At 56.8% G+C, this 19,457-nt stretch carries 12 protein-coding genes and 1 riboswitch; of the genes, 2 read left to right on the forward strand and 10 right to left on the reverse strand.

All coding sequences use genetic code 11. The annotated features are described in order from the left end of the window. Window positions 1–190: 190 nt before the first annotated feature. Window positions 191–282: riboswitch (SAM riboswitch) on the reverse strand. A gap of 348 nt (window positions 283–630) precedes the next feature. The 8 genes from HMJ29_RS15450 to pseB all read right to left on the reverse strand — a co-directional run bounded on the left by HMJ29_RS15450 (window position 631) and on the right by pseB (window position 11,141). Continuing rightward, window positions 631–2,112: a lipopolysaccharide biosynthesis protein gene (locus HMJ29_RS15450; protein WP_171592332.1), complete on the reverse strand. Its 1,482-nt coding sequence runs from the start codon at window positions 2,110–2,112 to the stop codon at window positions 631–633. Window positions 2,113–2,236: 124 nt separating this feature from the next. Further along, on the reverse strand, window positions 2,237–3,715 hold the full coding sequence (locus HMJ29_RS15455; RefSeq protein WP_171592333.1) for a DUF7033 domain-containing protein: 1,479 nt from the start codon (window positions 3,713–3,715) through the stop codon (window positions 2,237–2,239). 82 nt (window positions 3,716–3,797) lie between these two features. Then, a complete protein-coding gene (locus HMJ29_RS15460) occupies window positions 3,798–5,096 on the reverse strand; it encodes a glycosyltransferase family protein (RefSeq protein WP_171592334.1) in 1,299 nt (432 codons plus the stop codon). A gap of 132 nt (window positions 5,097–5,228) precedes the next feature. Next, window positions 5,229–6,269 carry a pseudaminic acid synthase gene (gene pseI / locus HMJ29_RS15465; protein WP_171592335.1) on the reverse strand — a complete coding sequence of 347 codons (1,041 nt, stop codon included), beginning with the start codon at window positions 6,267–6,269 and terminating at the stop codon, window positions 5,229–5,231. 110 nt (window positions 6,270–6,379) lie between these two features. Further along, window positions 6,380–7,912 (reverse strand): UDP-2,4-diacetamido-2,4,6-trideoxy-beta-L-altropyranose hydrolase, encoded by a 1,533-nt coding sequence (pseG, locus tag HMJ29_RS15470; protein WP_171592336.1) that lies wholly within the window; start codon window positions 7,910–7,912, stop codon window positions 6,380–6,382. A gap of 42 nt (window positions 7,913–7,954) precedes the next feature. Continuing rightward, window positions 7,955–8,680, reverse strand: coding sequence for a cytidylyltransferase domain-containing protein (locus HMJ29_RS15475; RefSeq protein ID WP_216634065.1), 726 nt, complete (start codon window positions 8,678–8,680; stop codon window positions 7,955–7,957). A gap of 185 nt (window positions 8,681–8,865) precedes the next feature. Then, window positions 8,866–10,044: a UDP-4-amino-4,6-dideoxy-N-acetyl-beta-L-altrosamine transaminase gene (gene pseC, locus HMJ29_RS15480; protein WP_244679175.1), complete on the reverse strand. Its 1,179-nt coding sequence runs from the start codon at window positions 10,042–10,044 to the stop codon at window positions 8,866–8,868. Between the two features lie 77 nt (window positions 10,045–10,121). Then, window positions 10,122–11,141 (reverse strand): UDP-N-acetylglucosamine 4,6-dehydratase (inverting), encoded by a 1,020-nt coding sequence (gene pseB / locus HMJ29_RS15485; RefSeq protein WP_171592337.1) that lies wholly within the window; start codon window positions 11,139–11,141, stop codon window positions 10,122–10,124. Window positions 11,142–11,373: 232 nt separating this feature from the next. Here pseB and HMJ29_RS15490 point away from each other — a divergent pair, with 232 nt between their 5' ends. After that, complete coding sequence (locus tag HMJ29_RS15490; protein ID WP_171592338.1) at window positions 11,374–13,221, forward strand: hypothetical protein; 1,848 nt, start codon at window positions 11,374–11,376, stop codon at window positions 13,219–13,221. Window positions 13,222–13,423: 202 nt separating this feature from the next. On the opposite strand, the gene HMJ29_RS15495 is transcribed toward HMJ29_RS15490, so the two are convergent. Beyond that, entirely contained in the window at window positions 13,424–14,644 is a 1,221-nt protein-coding gene (locus HMJ29_RS15495; RefSeq protein ID WP_244679174.1) for a glycosyltransferase family 4 protein, read from the reverse strand. 303 nt (window positions 14,645–14,947) lie between these two features. Between HMJ29_RS15495 and ffh the strand changes: the two genes are divergently transcribed. Beyond that, window positions 14,948–16,297, forward strand: coding sequence for a signal recognition particle protein (ffh, locus tag HMJ29_RS15500; RefSeq protein ID WP_171592340.1), 1,350 nt, complete (start codon window positions 14,948–14,950; stop codon window positions 16,295–16,297). A 111-nt stretch (window positions 16,298–16,408) separates the two neighbouring features. Here ffh and HMJ29_RS15505 read toward each other — a convergent pair whose 3' ends face one another. Continuing rightward, window positions 16,409–19,033: a heparinase II/III domain-containing protein gene (locus HMJ29_RS15505; protein WP_171592341.1), complete on the reverse strand. Its 2,625-nt coding sequence runs from the start codon at window positions 19,031–19,033 to the stop codon at window positions 16,409–16,411. Window positions 19,034–19,457 lie beyond the last annotated feature (424 nt).

The raw sequence follows: 19,457 nt of genomic DNA on the forward strand, positions 1-19,457 counted from the left end.
GACGCGCACTTGCGCACGTCAGAGAAGCTTAATCAGCCTACAAACCAGGAAAAAGGAGGAGTGTGGCCCTTAGCAACAACAACATGCCCCTGCCATACAGACGGGAGTAGCCATACCACAACACCCATGCTGTACAGCAGTGGAGGTGGCAGAATCGGCGGAGTTGATGAAGCGGTTCACGGTGCTGTTGTTTTTATATGGTCAGGACTTGGCACCGTTCCGCACTTACGGATGGTTGCCGGCGCTTCGTAGAGCCTGTCTCTCCACGCCTCTGTATAAAAACAATCCTTTTGTGGGTAAAGAATTGGTCCTACAAATGTACTGGTCGAAATTTTACACTTCCAAATTTTATTTTTTCAGCAGTTGATCTGGTGCTGCTGTCAAAAGCAAAAATGGGGAAAGCGTAGGTGGGAAAACCAGACATTCGGGTGGACTAACTATGTAGGGCAATAATTGTTTTTCAACTGGGTTGATGAATACAGGGTATATATGTTTAAAACCATGATTATCAATAAATTAAAATGATGTTGATAAAGTATATATCAATGGTTTGCATGTAGAAACTTGACAAGAATAAAGCTTCCTGAAAAAGCAAAAGGGCTTCACGTTGTGCCAGTGTGCTAGGACAGATTATGGAATAAATCGACGGCTAATTTTCTGCAAAACGCCAGTGGCTTCGGGCGCCGAGTTGGTGAGCAGAATTATGCCGCCGTACAAAATCGTCAGTACCGTGGAGCGCAACAGCATCGTCAGGAAAGGGGAGGATAGCGCTGGAAGGAGCCAGGCCGCACCACCCGCCGCGGCGGCAATTCCCAGAATCAGCGGGATGCGCCAGGTGAAGGGCTGCATGCGGTAACTATGCCACACAAACCACGTTCGAGCCACATTGATACTTACCTGGGCTACGCAGGCGGCTACTGCTGCCCCCACCATGCCCAGACGCGGTATCAAAAGCCAGTTCAACGCCACCGTCAACAAGGCCAGCGATACGTTGAAAATCAAGTCGTAACGGTAACGGGGGGAGGTTATAACAATCAGGGCATTTACGCCGGTGATGCCATCGAAGAGCTTACTGCCGAGCAGCAGCAGGACCACCACTGTACCTTCGGCGTAGCTGGTGTTGCGCATCAAGGAGTAGATGAAATCCAGATTCAACCCAATGCCCAAGGCCAGGTAGCAGCCCAGCAGCGTGTTGAGGCGAGTGGCACGGCGGTAGAAGTCGGCCATGCGGGGCAGGTCCTGCTGCTTCCAGTAATCGGCGAGCAGAGGGAAGGCTATTTTGTTGAGGGAGCGGGCCGGAATAGCTAGGGCGGTACTGATGTAGCCCGCCACTGCGTAAATTCCGGCTGCCGCCACGCTTACCTGCGCACCCACCATGAGCGTGTCAATAAACATGATAATGCTACCCGACAGGCTCCCGAGCAGGGTGAATGCCCCCATGCCCAACAGTTCACGCAGGGGCCGCACCGTGAGTACCTGCCGTGTGGGCCGCCAGTGCAGTTCTCCAATAGTTGCTACGTAAGCGGTCAGCAGCAAGGTAATGGTGCCGTTTACGCCTACAAACCACAGCACGTAGTTCGGGAATGATAGAAAGCCAAACCCAAACAGCAAGGCCCCAGCTATAATGAGGACCCGCTGCAGCACATCCTGCACGAAGGAGGAAAAGGCGGTATGGTACAGCGCCTTTAGGTAAGCGTCCTGCACCGAGTACAGCATAGTAAACAGGGCCAGTACGGCGCCCCAGGTGTAGTAAGGCGCCAGCAGCGGCGCGTCTTGCCCGTACCAGGGCAGCAGCACGGGCTTTCCTAGAAAATATAGCGCCGTAACCACAGCAAACCCCAATAGCGGCACGCCCACCAGCAAGGGCAGAAACCCCCGGTGCCCCGACTCTGGGTGGCGGAAATATGGAAAGAACCGAATGCCGACGCTGGCAAAGCCAAAGGCGGCAATCTGCGCATACAGCGTGGCAACCGAAGCCAGCGTTGCCGTCACGCCGAGTTGCTGGGGCGCTAGAAAATTGGGCAGCACCAAGGCTGTGCTCACAAAACCCAGCGCCAGCCCAATGTAGGAAATGACCGTGTTACGCAGCCCCTGCCGCTGAACTATACCCAAGTGGTGAAATGGTGAAGTGGTGAATTTGTGAGGGTGCCGAGAAAGATAACAGCACGTCATCCTGACGCAGGAGGGATCTTATTACCTAGAAAGGTCGTGCTGACGTAACAAGATTTTTCCTGCGTCAGGATGCCGTGCTTTTGTGCTTAGCTAGTGCACCTAAAATATCGGAGCCGTTGACAAACGCCACAGCGCGGCTGCGAAGGTACTCCATGATTTCGGCGAACTGGTACGGGCCGGTGTTCTCATTAGCTGGGTCGAAGTTCTCGTTGTGCCAGAGTACCGTGCAGACCCCACCGAATCGCTCAATTTCCTGGAACATTGGCGTCAGGACCGATAGGATTTCCTCAGGCACCAACTGCAAGTAGCGCGGGTGATGGAGCGTGGCATCCATCACGTTGAGCGGGATTTCGAGGAAGGGAGACATCTGAATAGAGTTTTTAGGCCCTAGAGTAACAAGTGCCGGTGCTTTGGGTGAAAATTCTGACTTCCCCTGATCAGGTTCGGCGGAAAAGGGGCTAGCCCCTAAATTAAATGGATAGAACGGCAGGCAGTAGGAATTCCGGAAGCCAAAGTGCTCTGCAAACCCTAGCGTAGAATCATAAGAATGTCCATGAAGACTCACTAAAGTAGGCGTGATACGTGGTTCCCAACCTAAATAGTGGAACCGGACACCGAAGTCTTTATCGCCCTTTTTGAAATGTTGCAGTAAGTCTCCTTCCCTTTTAAATCGCAGATGTAATTTGTCGGTGCCTAAACTGGCATGCAGGCCAATTTCAGAATTGTCGACTGCAACTACTGCACTTTGCCACACCTTACGCAGTTTGTAATCGGCATTAGGTGTGCCATTAGCGGCTTTGCGGTGCTCGGGCAGAAAGAAGAACGTGCTTTTAGCGCCATAGCTGGCTACCGTTTGCCTCACGTGCTCTAGGTTGTCCCAGGCGTCCTTCTGAGTGAAATGCTGCCAGAGGTGCCGGGCCAAGCTAGGCCAGTCGCGGCGCTGGAAGGCGGCTTTGGTGGGTGCTTTCCAGGCGCTGTAGAGGTTGTCGATATCGTGGGTAATGAAGGCGGCCCACTTGGCGCCATTTGACCAGGTACGGGGTTGTAAGGAGTAGCCTACGATATGCTCCACGGCCGTTTTCAGCACATCAAAGTAGTAATTCACTACCGGTACTGTCACGAATCCATACTGTCGCTGCACGCTGGCTGAATAGGGGAACCGGCCATGCTGGTCGCGCTCTTCCGAGTAATATTCCTGCCAGCCGCTGAGCAGGTAAAACGCTCCTGAGATTATATCCGCGTTGATAATAGCGTATCCATTTGGCAACCACTCCAGCAACGGCTTCTGCGGCTCCACATCAAAGAAAAACGGCACCGATTGGCCTAGCCACTCCCGCATGGTGGGGGCTGCGGGATAAGGATTTGTTCCGTTGAAAAACTCGCCTGCGCCTCCTGCTATCTGTAGTTGGGGTTGGGTGTCCGCGTAGCCAATAGAAACGTCCGGCACGTTCTCATAGGCCAGCCGGAAGTGACGGAGCACGTAGGCCAGTCGGGTCTCGGCGGGAATAGGCTGCGGGGGCGTCGGGAAAGCGGGAGCGGGCATAGTGGCGCAAGTATAGCAGGTTTAGCACACGACAGTTCCCGCAGAGGTACGCAGAAGTTTTCGCGGAGGGCGCGGAGCTATTCTAGGCCTGTTCGGGGAGCCAGCCGGCGAGGAGGCGGAGGGCGCGTTGTTGGCTATGGCCTTCGTCGGGGGTGCCGAGGGTGGCATTGTAGTAGGCGGCGCGGCGGTAGAGGTCGAGGGGCTTGTGCTGCTGGTAGCGGCGCACTAACTCGGTAAGTTCCGGGAGGGTATTGGCTCGCTCTACTAGGCCGTGAGCAACGTAGCCATAGTAATCGTCGGTGATGCCGTGGGTGGCAAAGCGGTAGTAGATGCTGGCCAGGTTCAGGAGCGTCGCCTCCAGGTGGGTGCTGGTATCGGCGGCGACAAGGGCATCCTGCTGCAGCAGAAACTCGAAGACGTTCTGCTGACGCGCATCGGAAAACTGCAGCTGCGGGTGTTGCTGGCGCAGAAAGGAAAAGTCGCGCTTATCGCTGGGGTGCGGGCGGAAGGTGAACGTGATAGTCGGAAACTCGCGTAACAGGTGGCCCAGCGCATCGGCAATGGCCTGAGTATCATCGAGGGTATTGCAGGCCAGGCCTACGCGCTGCACGGCGGGGTTTTGGTTTTTAGTAGCTAAAAAGGCATCGGCTTTTGGCATGCCTACCAGCTCGGTGCGGCCGTGTACGGGGCCACACTGCCGGTACTTATCCAGCGCATCCTGCCCTTCCAGCAAGCTCAAATCAAACCCCAGCGGCGGGAAGCTGGTGCTGACGCTGGCGTGCTGCACATAGGCGGTGGGTACGCCGCAGGCGCGGGCTGCCAGCAGCATGGCTCGGGCGTCGTCGTTGTGGTCGTTGGCGAAGATGATGGCCTGGGGCCGGTAATGACGCAGCGCCCGGCAGTACACCTCAAAGTAGCCAATAGCGTTGAAAACCAAGTCGAAAAACCGCCACGCCTTTGTGCCTTCTGTGCGCCAGAGGCCTAGCAGCACGCCCGGCAGCTGGCCATAGTACAGCAGCTTCCGCCGCAACGACAGCCGGTTTACCTGCTGGTTGTATCGCCCAATCTGCTTGCTTTGCCCCGCCACCAGCACGCTATCTGGCCGGGCCTCCCGCACAAAATGCAGGGAGTCGTAATTATTCTGACTCACCACATAAAGCCACACTTTACCCCGCAGTTCCTCCGCGTTACGCACCGGCCGAAACACGTTGCCCACTAGCCGTAGCGTCGCGTACCCCGCCACCTTCAGCAGCCGCTTAAGCGAGCTAGCCGGAGAAATAGGCTCCAGCATGTGCGCCGGCAAACCCGTAAACAGGTCCGTAAACCGGAGCTGCAGGATGTCGCGCAAGCGGGCGGCGGGAGTGGAAGAAACGTCGGGCATCAAAAGATGGCAAGTCAAGCAAAGAAGGTGGTAAAAGCAGTAGCTGACAGGTCCTGAACAAGTAAATCAGAACGTTATGCTTTGACAAGCTCAGCATGACAGGCTTTTTCTGGTTTCGGTCCAGGTAATGGTCTAGAGCGCCTCCCAGGTCAGGGGAGTGCCGGCGCGCAGATCTTGGCGGGCAGGTTTACCCAGGAGCTGATCGTAGTAACGGGGTGGCAGACCGTCGCCGGGGCGCACTACGCGCAGGTTTTCTTTGGTGAACACATCGCCGGCTGCAATATTCTGGGCTACATACAGAGAGCGTTTATAGAGGCGGCTTTTTTCCTCGGCCCGCTGCACGCCGTATTGCACCTGGCCTAGGGCCTGCCACGCCCGTTCGGTTTCGGTTACCAGTTGGGCTACTTCTTCCGGCTCCAGGGAGAAGGCGGAATCCACACCCCCATCGGCGCGGCGCAGGGTCACGTGTTTTTCTACTACGCAGGCACCCAGGGCCACGGCAGCTACGGCAGCGCCCACGCCCATGGTGTGGTCGGAGAGGCCCACGAGGCAGTCGGGGAAGAGCTGCTGGAAGTGTGGCAGCGTGCGTAGGTTAGTGTTCTGGGGAGTGGCGGGGTAGGTGCTGGTGCACTTCAGCAATATCAGCTCCTTACAGCCAGCTTCGCGCAGCACCTGCACGGCTTCGGCTACCTCGGCTAAGGTGCTGGCGCCGGTGCTCATAATTACGGGCTTGCCGGTGGCTGCTACCCGGCGGAGTAGGGGCCAGTCGGTGTTTTCGAAGGAGGCAATTTTGTACGCGGGCACGTCGAGGGTTTCCAGGAAATCCACGGCGGTTTCATCAAAAGGCGAGCTAAAGGCCAGCATGCCGTGCTCCCGGGCCCGGTCGAACAGTGGTTTGTGCCATTCCCAGGGCGTGTGGGCCTCCTGGTAGAGCTCGTGCAGCTCGCGGCCGTACCACAGGGAGTTGGGGTCGTCGATGCGGTAGGCGCCGGGCAGCGTCATGGTATCGGCGGTATACGTCTGGAGCTTGATAGCGTGGGCACCGGCCGCCGCCATGGCATCTATAATGGCCAAGCCCCGGTTGAGGTCCTGGTTATGGTTGCCGCTGAGCTCGGCAATGATGAAAGGCGGTTGGTCGGGGCCAATGGGGCGAGGGCCGATGGAAATCTGCATGCTGCAAAAATACGAAGCCCCGCGGGAGGCGGGGCTATAGGATTAGAAGTATGCGTCGGGTTCAGGGATTGATTGAGGGCAGGTTGGCTGGAACAAGTGCGCCGGAAGCTTCACGCAGCAGAGCCGGCCGCTGCCCAGCAAAAAGTAACCTCATTTGCCTCTGCAAGTTTATCAGGCAACTGCCAAAACCCAGCCCGCTCAAAAGCCTTAACCGAAGCTACATTGGCTGGCTGCACGTGGCCTAGCACACTCCGTACTTGCGGAAACTGCGCCGTAACATGACGGGTGCCGGCCAGCAGCAGCAGCGCCGCCAAGCCCCGACCCCGGAACCGGGCATCCAGCAAATAGCTCAGGGTGGCTTCCTCGCCCTCCACGGCAAACCGGATCAGGCCGGCAGGTAGGCCAGTGGCAGCATCCTGGGCCAACAGGAGCAGGGCCTGCGGATCGGCGAGGCGGGCGGCCAGCCACTGCCGGTGGTCGGCGGGGGCTACGGGGTTGGGGTTGAAGGAGTGCTGTCGCACCGCTGGCTCATTGGTCCAGGTCAGAAGCTGGTCGGAGTCAGCAGCCGTGACGGGGCGCAGGTAGAAGGGTGGGGGCGGCGGCAGCAGCGCGGTAAACTCCTGGCGGAGCCGCTCGGCCGTCAGCCCATCGAATACGCTGCGCTGCGCCTCTTGCAACTGGCTGGCAATGCGGGCAGCTTCGGGCGAGGTCAGTACGTTGGAAGCCGAGGTGTAGGGTAGGGCTAGACCAGCCTGCCGCAGATACTGGGCTATGTCGTATTGGTTGTCGGCCACTGGCAGGATGAACAACAGGCCTCCGCCAGCCGCGCAATACTCGTAGCTCACGGTGCTGGCCGAGCACACGGCCGCCCCGCACTGGCGCATCAGTTCGGCCAACTGCTCCCCCGTAAGGTTACGGTGCAGTAGCAGCCGGGGCTGATCCTGAGCCCACGACTGTAGGCTGTCCCAGCTTGCGTAGGCGCTACCCACTACGGCATGCACCTGCGGGGCCGAGGGCAAGTCTAGCAGCGCCGCCGTTACGCGCTGGGTTTGGTGGGTGGGGTCGGCGCCGCCGAGGCACACCAGAATCTGGTTCGGGTCGGGAGCCGCGGTGACTTTCTGGGGCTGGCGGAAAGCCGCTCGCAGAGGGGTATACGCGGGCCCACTAAGCAGGCGCGCGCCGGGCTGGCGCAACTCATATTGCTTCAGGATGATGCCTCCGGCTGGGTTCAGGATGAGGTCGGCGGCTAGCGGGAAGCTGTGCAGGTCGTCGAGGTACACTAGCCGGGCTACCACCCCCCGCACCGTGTTCTGGTACTCATAGCGGAAGTCGTAGCCATCCAGCACCACCACGTCAGTAGGCCGTAGCACCTGCCGCACCAGCTCGGCGGCTTCTTCGGGCAGCGGCCGAAGCGGCAGCTTCTGCACCACAAGGCCCGCGGCAGTAAGTTGCTGCACCAACTCCGGATCAGGCTGCCGAATCAGAAAAAGCAGTTCAGCAGCCAGTGGAGCCAGCATCTCCGCCAGAGCCAGCAGGCGCATGACGTGGCCTAGGCCTATGCGGGAGTTGCCATCGGCCCGAAATACCAAGCGAGGAATGCGCGCGAATGCAGCCGCTCCAGCGGCCGGAACAGGTGTTTCCATGCCCCGAAAGTAGGGAGCCCGCCCGTAACCGCCGGTAGTGGCCTAGATTTTCTTCTGCTCTACGTGGGCGTTCAGCGCCACCAACTCCGGGTGCTGGTCGAGCAAGGCAACCAGCGCATCAGCGGATAAGGCTGCCGCCCCGTGCTCTTCTATCAACCGCCTAATCAGCTCAAAGTCCTCAGCAGTATCTACGGTGAGGCGGTAGGCGCTACGGTTTTCAGAGCGCAGCACGTGCTGAAACCGCACCCCTCCCGAGCGGTTCTGGTGGATGTAAGGCGTTACGTGCTCGCGGTCGGAAGCCAGTGTGGCGTGTTGGGCCGCTTCTTCCAGGAGCTCCCGGGAGAAAATTTCAAAGTCGAAGCCCCGTGGGAAAGTGCGCTCCAGCACGTTTGACAGGTACAGCCGCGTATCGTTGGCCCGCAGGTACTCCTGAACCGAGTGGCCTACAAGTGCCCCATCCAGAAGGGGGCAGTCGGAGGTTACGCGTACCACCACATCCAGTTCATGCTCCTGCGCGCACAAAGCGTACCGCGACAGCACATCGTGCTCATCACCACGCACGTAGGCGAGCTGCCGAGCCTCCGCAAAGTCAGCCAGCGGGCCGTCGGTGGCGTTGGTCGTAATGGCCAGGTGTAGGGGAAAACCACTGGCTTGCAGGCGCTCCACGTGGTGGTGCAGAAGCGGCTGGCCGCCTACCGGCAGCAGCACTTTGCCCGGCAGCCGGGTGCTGGTCATGCGGGCCTGCGAGATAATGCCGACTTTTTTCACGGGGTACAGAAGTTTAGGAAATCGTCCAGCAAACAAAGAACGTCCTGCTGAGCTTGCCGAAGCATCTCTACCGCTGGCTAATTACTGGCCCAGGCCTCTGCAACGGAGCGGTAGAGATGCTTCGACTGCGCGGACGCCAGATCAAGCAGGACAATTCTACAAATTTCAGTAGGTTCTGGATTCGTTTATGCCTGCACGAACTCCCGAATGCAGTCAATCACATACTGCTGTTCCTCATTGGTAAGGCTGGGAAACAGCGGAATGCTCAGGCAATGGGCGTAGTAGGCTTCCGATAGCGGGAAGTTGCCGGGCTGCCACCCGAGTTGCTGGTAATAGGGCATGGTGTGCACCGGGATGTAGTGCACCTGGGCAAAAATCTGCCGCTCCCGCAGGAAATCGTACAGTCCTTTCCGGTCTTCCACCTGAATCACATACAAGTGGTAAGCGTGGCCTGGTGCTCCGGCCAAGGGCCGCACCTCCGGCATTTGAGCAAAAACAGCATCATACCGAGCGGCCAGGTCGCGGCGGCGCGCTAGGCCTTCCTCGGCGCGCCGGAGCTGACTGATCCCGAGGGCGCAGAGCATATCAGGCATACGGTAGTTGTAGCCCAGCTCCTGCATCTCCATGTACCAGCCGCCATCAGAAGGGCGTTCCAGCTGGGCGGGGTCTTTGGTGATGCCGTGAGTGCGCAGGCGCAGCAGGTGCTCGTAGAGTGCGGGGTTGTTGGTAGTAATCATGCCGCCCTCGCCGGTTGCAATGTGCTTCACGGGGTGGAAACTGAAAATGGCCAGGTCGGCAAACTGCCCGTTGCCGCAACGCTGCTTCTGGCCCAGTGAGTCGGTAAAGAACCCGCCGGGAGCGTGGCAGGCATCCTCAATAATCCAGAGGCCAAACTCATCGGCCAACTGCCGGGCTTCCTCCAGGTTCACTGCTAAACCGGCAAAGTCCACCGGAATCAGGCCCTGGAAGTGACCTGCGGGGTAGCTTTCCAGTAGGCGCCGTACTGCTTTCAGGTCAATCAGCGCCGTGGCAGGGTCAATATCTACAAAGTGTACCTCGCCACCGCAGTAGCGCACGCAGTTAGCTGAGGCTGAAAAGGTAATGGGTGTGGTAATAACCCGCTGGCCCGGCTGCACACCCAGCGCCAGCGCGCACAGGTGTAGCGCAGCCGTGCCATTAGCCACGGCCACGGCATAGGTAGCACCAATGTACTCGGCAAACTTCTGCTCAAACTCCGCCACTTTGGGGCCTTGCGTGAGGTAATCAGAGTATAGCGTATCGGTCACGGCCTGCACATCCTCGGGGGTGATGTGCTGGCGGCCGTAAGCAATGGGGTGCATAGGCTGGAAGGCGGACTGAATCATAACAGATCAAAGGTAACGCAGAAGCCGCTTCCCGGCAGAAAGCGGCTTCTGATTATAAAACCAATAAAGGCCAAACGCTACACCGTAAACGATGGGTCCACGTGCAGGCGAATTTCTTCACGGATCTGCTCGGCATCCAGCCACTCGGTGTTGTTGGAGGAGTCATACTGGAAGCCCAACTCCACACGGCGGCCATTGAAATGCTTTATAAACGCGTCTACATCCCAGCGGGGCGTAAAGGGCAGAATCACGTAGTACTTATCTAGCTCTACCGTGCTGAGCGCGTCGGTTTCGGTAATCATGGCCTCATGCAGCTTCTCGCCGGGCCGAATACCCACGATTTCCTGGCGGCAGTCGGGGCCGATGGCTTTGGCCACTTCCGTGATTTTGTAGCTCGGAATCTTAGGCACGAAAATCTCCCCGCCCCAGCTGTGCTCCAATGCGTACAGCACCAGGTCAACGCCTTCCTCCAGGGAGATGTTGAAGCGCGTCATGTCGGGGTGGGTGATGGGCAGCACGCCCGAGGAGCGGCGGTTAAGGAAGAACGGCACCACTGAGCCGCGTGAGCCAATTACGTTGCCGTAGCGCACTACTGAGAAGCGCAGGTCGCGGGCGCCTTTCATATTGTTGGCGGCCACAAACAGCTTATCAGAGCACAGCTTGGTGGCACCATAGAGGTTAATGGGAGCGGCGGCTTTGTCGGTGCTCAGGGCCACCACGTCGGTTACGCCGCAGTCCAGGGCCGCATTAATCACGTTTTCGGCCCCGAAGATGTTGGTCTTGATGCACTCCATGGGGTTGTACTCGGCGGCCGGTACCTGCTTAAGGGCGGCGGCGTGCACAATGATGTCGATGCCTTCGCAGGCACGCTTCATGCGCTCCGCGTCGCGCACATCACCAATGAAGTAGCGGATGGCAGGGTATTTCTCGTGCGGAAACACCTGCGACATCTCGTATTGCTTCAGCTCATCGCGCGAGTACACCACCAGGCGCTTCACCTGCGGGAATTGCTCGAAAACAGTTTGCACAAACTGCTTGCCGAACGAACCGGTGCCACCGGTTACCAGAATAGACTTATGATTGAGGTCGAGGGCCATTGGGAGTGATGAGGGGAGGAGGAAGAAGGGTGAAACGTCACCCAGATCGCACCTCCCGGGGTAAGGCAGGCAAAAATAGTCAATCCGGCGGGAGCTTGCGTACTTTTGCCAAACCGGCAGGCGCATTCGCCTGTCGGGCCTGATCTGGCGCCCGCGCAGTGGAAGCATCTCTACTACTTCGTTGCCAGGCCAGGGAATTAGCCAGCGGTAGAGATGCCCCGATAAGCTCAGCATGACGTCCTTTTCTAACCAGCCCGTAACTCTTGCCCAACCCGTTAAAGTCATTATCTGGGATTTGGATGATACGTTCTGGCGCGGTACGCTCTCAGAAGGCGCAGTAGAAGCGCTAGAGGAGAATCTGCAGCTGGTACGTGACACGGCAGCCCGTGGCATTGTGCATACCATTGTCAGCAAAAACGACTTTGCTCCCGCCGAGGCTAAGCTGCAGGAGCTGGGCATCCGCGACTTGTTTGTATTTCCTCAAATCAGCTGGCAGCCCAAGGGGCCTATCATCAAGCAGCTGCTGGAGCAAATGCAGCTGCGGGCACCCAACGCGCTGTTTCTGGATGACAACTCCATGAACCGCGCCGAAGCTCTGTACTACAGCCCCGAGCTGCAGGTAGCCGACCCCGCCGACCTGGCTCAGCTGGCCCCACTGCTCCGCGCCAGCGGCAAGCCCGACCCCGGGTTCTCGCGCCTGGAGCAGTACAAGCTGCTGGAGCGCCAGCAGGAAGCCCGCGCCGCCTACGACGATAATCTGGCGTTCCTGCGTGACGCTCAGGTGCGCATTGAGTTCCGGGAAGGCCCCAGCGTAGCACCCGACTCAAGTCGCATGGAGGAGCTGATTAACCGCTCCAACCAGCTTAACTTCACCAAGCGGCGCGTCATGAAGGAAGAACTGGCTGCCAGCTTCGAAGACCCTACTCGGCGCTGGGGTACCGTGCGTGCCCGTGACCGGTTCGGTGATTATGGCCTGGTAGGTATCTACTGCCTAAACCTGTCCGAAAACCGCCTAGAGCAGCTCGTTTTCTCGTGCCGCATACTGCATCTGGGCGTAGAACAGTTCACCTACGCACACCTGGGATTTCCTGCGTTAGAAGTTCAAGGCGAAGTCGCGACTATTCTCAATACCACCGACAAGCCCGACTGGATTGCTATTGATACCGCGCCGGCAACTACAAACAGGCCTACACCTCCTGCTGCTACCAACTCTGGCTCAAAGCTGCGGGTGCTGCTAAAAGGCGGCTGCGACCTTGGCCAATTGACGCCGTTTCTGCAGGCGTTTCAGTTGGAGGTAGAGGAGGAGTTTAACTACAACAACGAAAACCAGATTCCCGTCCATGTGGAGCATACGGCCTTGCTCCGCGCGGGCCGCGAGTGGCCTAGGGCCGAGCAGCAGCGCCTGGCCGCGGCCCTGCCGTTTCTCGGGCAAGAGGCTTTCGACACGAAGCTCTGGGACGCGCAGTACGAAGTACTGGTGTATAGCCCGCTCATGGACTACACGCAGGAGCTGTACCGCGAAAAAGCCACTGGCCTAGAAGTACCTTTCGGCGCCTATCAGGATATAACGGCCCTAGATCCGGCCGCTCAAGCTGCGAAGTACGCACAACGCCGTTTTCGTGGGATGGACGAAGCTTTTTTACGTCGCTTTCAGCAAGAATTTGAATTTCTGGGCCAGATTTCGCCCTCTCGTTTTCAGGAAAACCTACGGTGGCTACGGGCTCAGGTGCCCACTCAAGTGCCCATTTTCTTCCTAAACGGAGCGGAAATAGAAGTACCCGGCTCCGGCGAAACCGGGGCCGCCGCCCGTCAGGCCCAAATGAACCAGGCGCTGGAGAAATTTGTGACGGCGGCAGAAAACTGCTACATCGTGGATGTGCGCAGCTTCATCAAAACGTCCGCTGACGTCACCAATAACCTGCGCCATTACCACCGCCAGCATTACCGCACTCTGGCTCAGCGCCTCGCCGAGGCCATAGGCCAGTGGCACGGCCGCCAACTGGAGCGCTCCGGCTGGGTTGATTTAAAAGCCCGCGCCGCCAGCCTGGTGCCTGGCAAGCTGCGCGGTCTTTTCAAATAAGACCTATCTAAACGTGTCATTGCGAGGAGGCCCGACGGAACAATCCCTCTATCTCACAGCGCCAAGCCATCTTAAGCGGAAATCTCTTACGCCTGGGCTGGAGGTAAGCACTCTTGAGTGGGACAGCGTTTCGGGCACAGTTAAGGACGGATTGCTTCATTGTAGCTCCTTGCAATAACAGCCCAGCCAGCCCACCCTTGACTTACTGCTTCACTAACTCTGCGAGCCGGGCAGTAAGGGCGCGGCGAGAGTAGCGTGCGTGGTTGAGGGCAGGCAAGTCTAGGTTGGGGTTGAGGCGCCACTGGCCTACCAAGGTTTCCAGCTGGGCTAGCATCACAGGGTAGCCGTCGTAGGGGAGGGCATGGCCGGCGCCGCATTCCTCCAGCAAGGTATCGGCATCGGAGCCAATGGGCCCTACGCACAGGATAGGCTTATTAGCCGCCAGGTACTCGAACACTTTGCCGGGCAGGATGCCGAAGTTGTTGGCTACATCAGGAATGGCCATCAGCAGCACCGTAGAGCGCAACAGGTAGCTTACTGACTCATCGTGAGGGACAAAGGGTATAAACTCCGTTTGGCCCAGCAAGCCGGCCTGTTCAATTTGCGCTTGTAAGCCACCCGATACTTTTCCTACAAACCGTAGGCGGATGGGCACATCGGGGTGACGGCGGCCACACTCGGCGCAGGCGGCCAACAGCTGCTCAATATGGTAGGTTTCGGAGATGGTGCCGGTGTGCGTGATGAGCAGTGCATCGGTGGGCGGCTGGCTAGGTGCCCGAAAATCGGCTTCGTCGTAGCCATTGGGCACTACCTGAATTTTATCGGCCGTAAGCCTGGGCGACTTCCCCAGGAACAGCCGCTTGGTATTGGGGCTGGTGACCAGCACGGCATCTGCCTGCTCCAACACCTGGCGCTCGTAGCGGGCATCGAGCCAGCGGGCCGGCGGGGTATGGTTGAGTTCCTTATAATAATAAATATCCGTCCAGGGGTCGCGCATATCGGCCAGCCAGCGCAGGCCGTAGCGGCGTTTTAGCTCTAGGCCTATCAGCTGCGAGGAGTGGGGCGGGGAGCTGGTCAGCACGGCATCAAACTGCTCACCCTGGGCCAGTAAATCGGCCACGGCCCGCAGGGCATAGGCGTTCCAGCCCCGCCGCGCATCCGGTATAAACACGTTGCCGCGCACGAATTTGAATAGGCGCTGTACCAGGCTGGTTTTGCTCTCGCCCACGAAGCCGCCGAAGGGAACCTGCTTACCCGTCAGTTTCTTATAGCTGTCAAAAGGCTCAAACGTGCTGGTCCGGATGACGCGTACCCCCGCCGGAATGTCGGCTTCCAGTGAATAGTCTAGCACGGGGTAAGCGCCCTGAGCCGGATCTACGGTTATTACAGTGGGCTCCACGCCACACTGTGGCAGGTGCTTCACAAACTTTAGGCTGCGTTGCACACCTGCCCCACCAGAGGGCGGCCAGTAATACGTAATGACAAGTAAACGAAGCGGACGGATGGGCACAGATACTACTACAAGTGGTAAGGGCGGCGAAGGTACACAGCTATAGCCATTCCGGGGTTTTCTGGTTACTTTTGGAGGCTAAACCGAGTGGCTGCTTCAGCAGCTACCCTAGCATTTCGCAATAAGGAGGCACACTGTAGCTTTTTGCTAAGTCAACTTACCGCAGCGGGATACAGAAGATAGTCAGAGAAAAATCAGCGCAAATCAGCGACTCCAATGTTCGATAGTCTCAGTACCAAACTTGACCGGGCCTTTAAAACCCTTAAAGGCCAAGGCAGCATCACCGAAATCAACGTTGCGACAACCGTAAAGGAAATTCGTCGTGCCCTTGTAGATGCCGACGTTAACTACAAGGTAGCTAAGGAAGTAACCGATAAGATTAAAGAAGAGGCCATGGGCCGCGACGTGCTCATTAGCGTGTCGCCGGGCCAGCTGATGACCAAAATCGTGTACGATGAGCTCACCGAGCTCATGGGCGGTGAAAAGCAGGACATTGTCATCAAAGGCGAGCCGGCTGTGGTGCTGCTGTCGGGTCTGCAGGGCTCGGGTAAAACTACCTTCGCCGGTAAGCTGGCCAGCTACCTTAAAAAGCAAAACCGCTCAGTGCTACTGGTGGCCTGCGACGTGTACCGCCCTGCGGCTATCGACCAGCTAAAGGTGCTGGGCGAGCAGGTGGGCGTGGAAGTGTACTCAGAGCCGGAGAACAAGAATCCGGTTCAGATTTCGCAGAATGCCATTGAGTACGCCCGTAAAAACAGCAAGCGGGTAGTCATTATTGACACCGCCGGTCGTCTGGCCGTCGATGAGCAGATGATGAACGAGATTGAGGCCGTAAAACGCGCCATCAACCCCTCGGAAACCCTGTTCGTGGTAGACTCCATGACGGGCCAGGATGCTGTAAACACGGCCAAAACCTTCAACGACCGCCTCAACTTCGACGGCGTGGTTCTCACTAAGCTCGACGGTGACTCGCGCGGTGGTGCGGCCCTTTCCATTCGGGCCGTGGTAGAAAAGCCCATCAAGTTCATCTCAACGGGTGAGAAAATGGAGGCGCTGGATATGTTCTATCCAGACCGGATGGCCCAGCGAATCCTGGGTATGGGCGACGTGATTTCGCTGGTAGAACGGGCGCAGCAGCAGTTTGACGAGGAAGAAGCCAAGCGCATCAACCAGAAGATCCGCAAAAACCAGTTCAACTTCGATGACTTCCTTTCCCAGCTGGAGCAGATCAAGAAGATGGGTAACCTGAAGGATCTGGTGGGCATGATCCCCGGCATGGGCAAAGCCATGAAGGACGTAGAAATTGACGATGATGCTTTCAAGCCAATCGAGGCCATTATCAAGAGCATGACGCCCAAAGAGCGCGCCCAGCCTGAGCTGCTGAACGGCTCACGCCGCCGCCGCCTGGCTAAAGGCTCCGGCACGGATATTCAGCAGGTAAACAACCTGATGAAGCAGTTTGAGGATATGCGTAAAGTGATGCGCACCATGAACAAAATGAGCCAGACCAAAGGCGGCATGCAACAGATGGCCCGCATGATGGGCATGAAAGGTCCCATGCGATAATAGCCTCTAAACTGAACTTCGGCTTGGGACGCTCCACAGCCCGCTAAACCAAACCGGCCCGGATGCTAACATCCGGGCCGGTTTGGTTTAGCGGGCTGTGGAGTCTAATGACTATGGAGCGATTAGCACTCGCTGCGGTTTAGCCAAGAGCTGGCCCGTGTTGGCATCCAGCGGCTGCAGAAAATAAACGCCGGCTGGCAAGTGGCCTACCGATATTTGAGTTTGATCTTGAAAGTGCTGTTGCAGGACAATGCGGCCACTCTGATCCAGCAGGTGCAGGCGCACGTTCTGCTGCACACCCGAGTACTGAACGGTGAAATGAGAACGAGCCGGAACTGGCACAACCGTTAGCGTCGGGAGCGGCTTTGGTTGCCCCTTCACCACTGCTACCGACGAATAGGTGAAGCTTCCGTTCTGATCTTGTTGCCGTAACCGATAATATACTTCGCTGGTTGGAGCAGCTGAATCTTGGTAGCGGTAGGTGAATGGAACAGATGTGGTACCCTGGCCTGGCACAAAACTCACTGGGTGAAAAGCTGCCTCGGTGATGGCACGCCTCTCCACAGTAAAGCCATGGTTTTGTAGCTCAGTTGCTGTTTGCCACACCAGCTGCACTCCGTTTGCCTGCCGTGTTGCCGTAAAGTGTACCAATTCTACCGGCAGCGGGCGACTTGCAGAAAGTTGAACCTGAAAGTTGCTGGCTTCGGTAAATACTATACTCAACTGCTGATTTGCTGCATCATAAGTATACTGATCAACTCCGGGTCCGGTAAGTGAAAGGGGAGCTTCCGCCAAGTTGAGCAGTAAGACAGTACTGCGGCTTACGTAACCGGCGTACTGGCGGGCACTTACTTTTTGCCAACTGATCGAGGCCCGCCGCGAAGACGACAGCACTTGGTTATCGCCATCGCGCAGCAGTTTGCCCTGTTCTAAGAATGCTTGTGCAAACTCTCCGGCGGCATTACAGGAGTAAAACGTAAGTAAAGCATCAGAGCTAACGGGGGTAGTACCCAGGGTGCCCCCAGTTACCAAAATGGTATCCGCCTGACTGAAAGCGATGTCGTTAAAGTGTCCGTCAGCATTCGTGAGGCCAGCCATTGCCGTAGTGCTGATAGTGGAGATAGTAGGGGCAACGGATACGTGGGGGTATAGTGCGGCTAAAAACTGTGCTTGCGCCCCTGTACTTTCCACAAGCATGGTTGTGTGGTTTTCAGTCACGTTATATACCACTTCGTGGGTATTTGTGGCGGTGCTATATGCCGTCAGGCCTGCCGCTGTCACGTGGGCAAGCAGGCTAACACCGTTCTTAGTCCAAATGCCCTCATGACCCGTGAACTTGTTCTGAAACTCGCCGGTAGCTGGTGTACCGCCCTCTAACCCGTAGCCATGCAGTTGCCAAGTAAAGGTATGGTCAGTAGGAGCAGTTACTACATCTGCCAGCAAATAGTAGGCATCGCGAATGAAAAGGCTTTTGCGGGTGATGGTAGCTTCCTTATAAGCCGTTTGAACTTCGCCATAGGATAATTGTGGCGTTGAAAAGGTGCGCTGAATAGTGGCTGGGGCGTCGTTGGCGGCTCCAGAAGTACCAATGTCGGGACCGGTGCCGTCTACCAGTAGCATATTGTGGTTGCTGGCATTTCCTACTTCAGCACGACGGTTGTAACTTAGGTAACCGGGGTCCAGCGCCAACAATTGCCCATAAGCATGCAGGATAAAGCTACCAGCATCGGCTTGGCTATGCCCCCCGGAATTGGTCTGTGCCAGCCCGTTCTTACCATATACGTGCAAGTAATTAGCCAGAGAGTCCGCCCCTGAGCGAAAGACAAGATTACCACTCTGCGGTAGAGCGGTGAGTCTGGGCTGCGCCGGTTGGGTAGGGGTTAGTTGAGCGGCGAGGTAGGCTGCCCGCATATCAACGGGCAAGTCACGCAGTTGGGCTGTAAGCGAGTTCATTTGCCGGCCATCCAGTTTGGTGAGTGCCAGCGGGCGTACGTATTGCGCTTTGCCCGTTAACGCCAATTCTGGCATTCCCATATCAATGTAAGAGTCCTCCAGGGCCGGGAATCGACCATCAGGCATCAATATGCTCGTTATCCAATGATATAGCTTGTCGTAGCGTGAGTCAAAATAGGGGTTCTGAATAGTGCGAGAAATGTTCCCGTACGTATAAATACGGCTATCATCGGGCAAAAAGTGACCCATAGCTCGGAAGAAGGGCAAGCAGTTTAAAAAAGCATACTTGAAGTAATAAGGCCCTTCTGCATACCCTGCTATTGACTGCGCATCTGATTGACGACCGGCATCTTGCCACAGTACGTTATCAATTGTATACATAGCCACATTAATCCAGCTGGTAGGCTGCTGGTTTATGTCGGAACTGCTGGCGTCATTTAATACTACAGCTGCCATACCGAGTGCCGCAGCCGTCATGAGGGCGTGGTTATTTTTTACCTGTCGATAAAATGTTACACCCAGAAAAGGCTTATTCGACTCCAGGTACAAGTTGCCGGCAAACTGTTGCAGCTTGGCAGAGCTAGCCTGAAGCAAATCGGCCGATTCACCAGCACCCCGTAACAAATCATACGCAACCAGGTAATCAATAAGCTCTTTAGAGCGCCATTGCCACTCCGTGTATGGAGTACCACTAAAGTTGGCAAAGGGCTCAACTGCTGGGTTAAGCTCCTCTAGAAGCGTTTTAGTTTGAGCAATCAGGGAAGCCCGCTCAGCTACTGACAATTCTATTAGCTGACCTGCCTCACTTTTACGGTTAAGCAATGCTACAAATGCGGCGTTTTTGGCAAAATTGGCGCGGGCACGTCGGTCGTCCGAAGATGAATTATTAAGAGGGTATGTTCCTGAAGTGCTTGAATAGAGGGTGTTGTATATAGAAAAGCGTGCCGGATCCTTTAAAGATTCCCGCAAGCTTGGCACTGCGGAAGCACTCAATAAGGTCCGAGGGTAATCCTGATGAGCGTTTGCCGGACTCCAGCTGCCCGTCTGCGCAAATACTAAATGGCTCAGGAAAACCAATAAAGCAATTAAGGGTGAGGTTTTTTGACGCAAAACAGAGTTAAAATAGTTCTATTAATTGTGATCCTTTAAAGCTTAGGAATCACTTTAATATTATAAATGTAGTTAGAGTTCACTAGCAAAAAAAACT

The sequence above is a fragment of the Hymenobacter taeanensis genome (assembly GCF_013137895.1).
In the GTDB taxonomy this organism is placed as follows: Bacteria; Bacteroidota; Bacteroidia; order Cytophagales; family Hymenobacteraceae; genus Hymenobacter; species Hymenobacter taeanensis.

Bases quoted from the DNA above. Each gene is read 5' to 3' on its own strand.
- HMJ29_RS15455 (WP_171592333.1), bottom strand. From the start codon at position 3,715: ATGCCCGCTCCCGCTTTCCCGACGCCCCCGCAGCCTATTCCCGCCGAG.
- HMJ29_RS15460 (WP_171592334.1), bottom strand. From the start codon at position 5,096: ATGCCCGACGTTTCTTCCACTCCCGCCGCCCGCTTGCGCGACATCCTG.
- pseI (WP_171592335.1), bottom strand. From the start codon at position 6,269: ATGCAGATTTCCATCGGCCCTCGCCCCATTGGCCCCGACCAACCGCCT.
- pseG (WP_171592336.1), bottom strand. From the start codon at position 7,912: ATGGAAACACCTGTTCCGGCCGCTGGAGCGGCTGCATTCGCGCGCATT.
- pseC (WP_244679175.1), bottom strand. From the start codon at position 10,044: ATGATTCAGTCCGCCTTCCAGCCTATGCACCCCATTGCTTACGGCCGC.
- pseB (WP_171592337.1), bottom strand. From the start codon at position 11,141: ATGGCCCTCGACCTCAATCATAAGTCTATTCTGGTAACCGGTGGCACC.
- HMJ29_RS15490 (WP_171592338.1), top strand. From the start codon at position 11,374: ATGACGTCCTTTTCTAACCAGCCCGTAACTCTTGCCCAACCCGTTAAA.
- ffh (WP_171592340.1), top strand. From the start codon at position 14,948: ATGTTCGATAGTCTCAGTACCAAACTTGACCGGGCCTTTAAAACCCTT.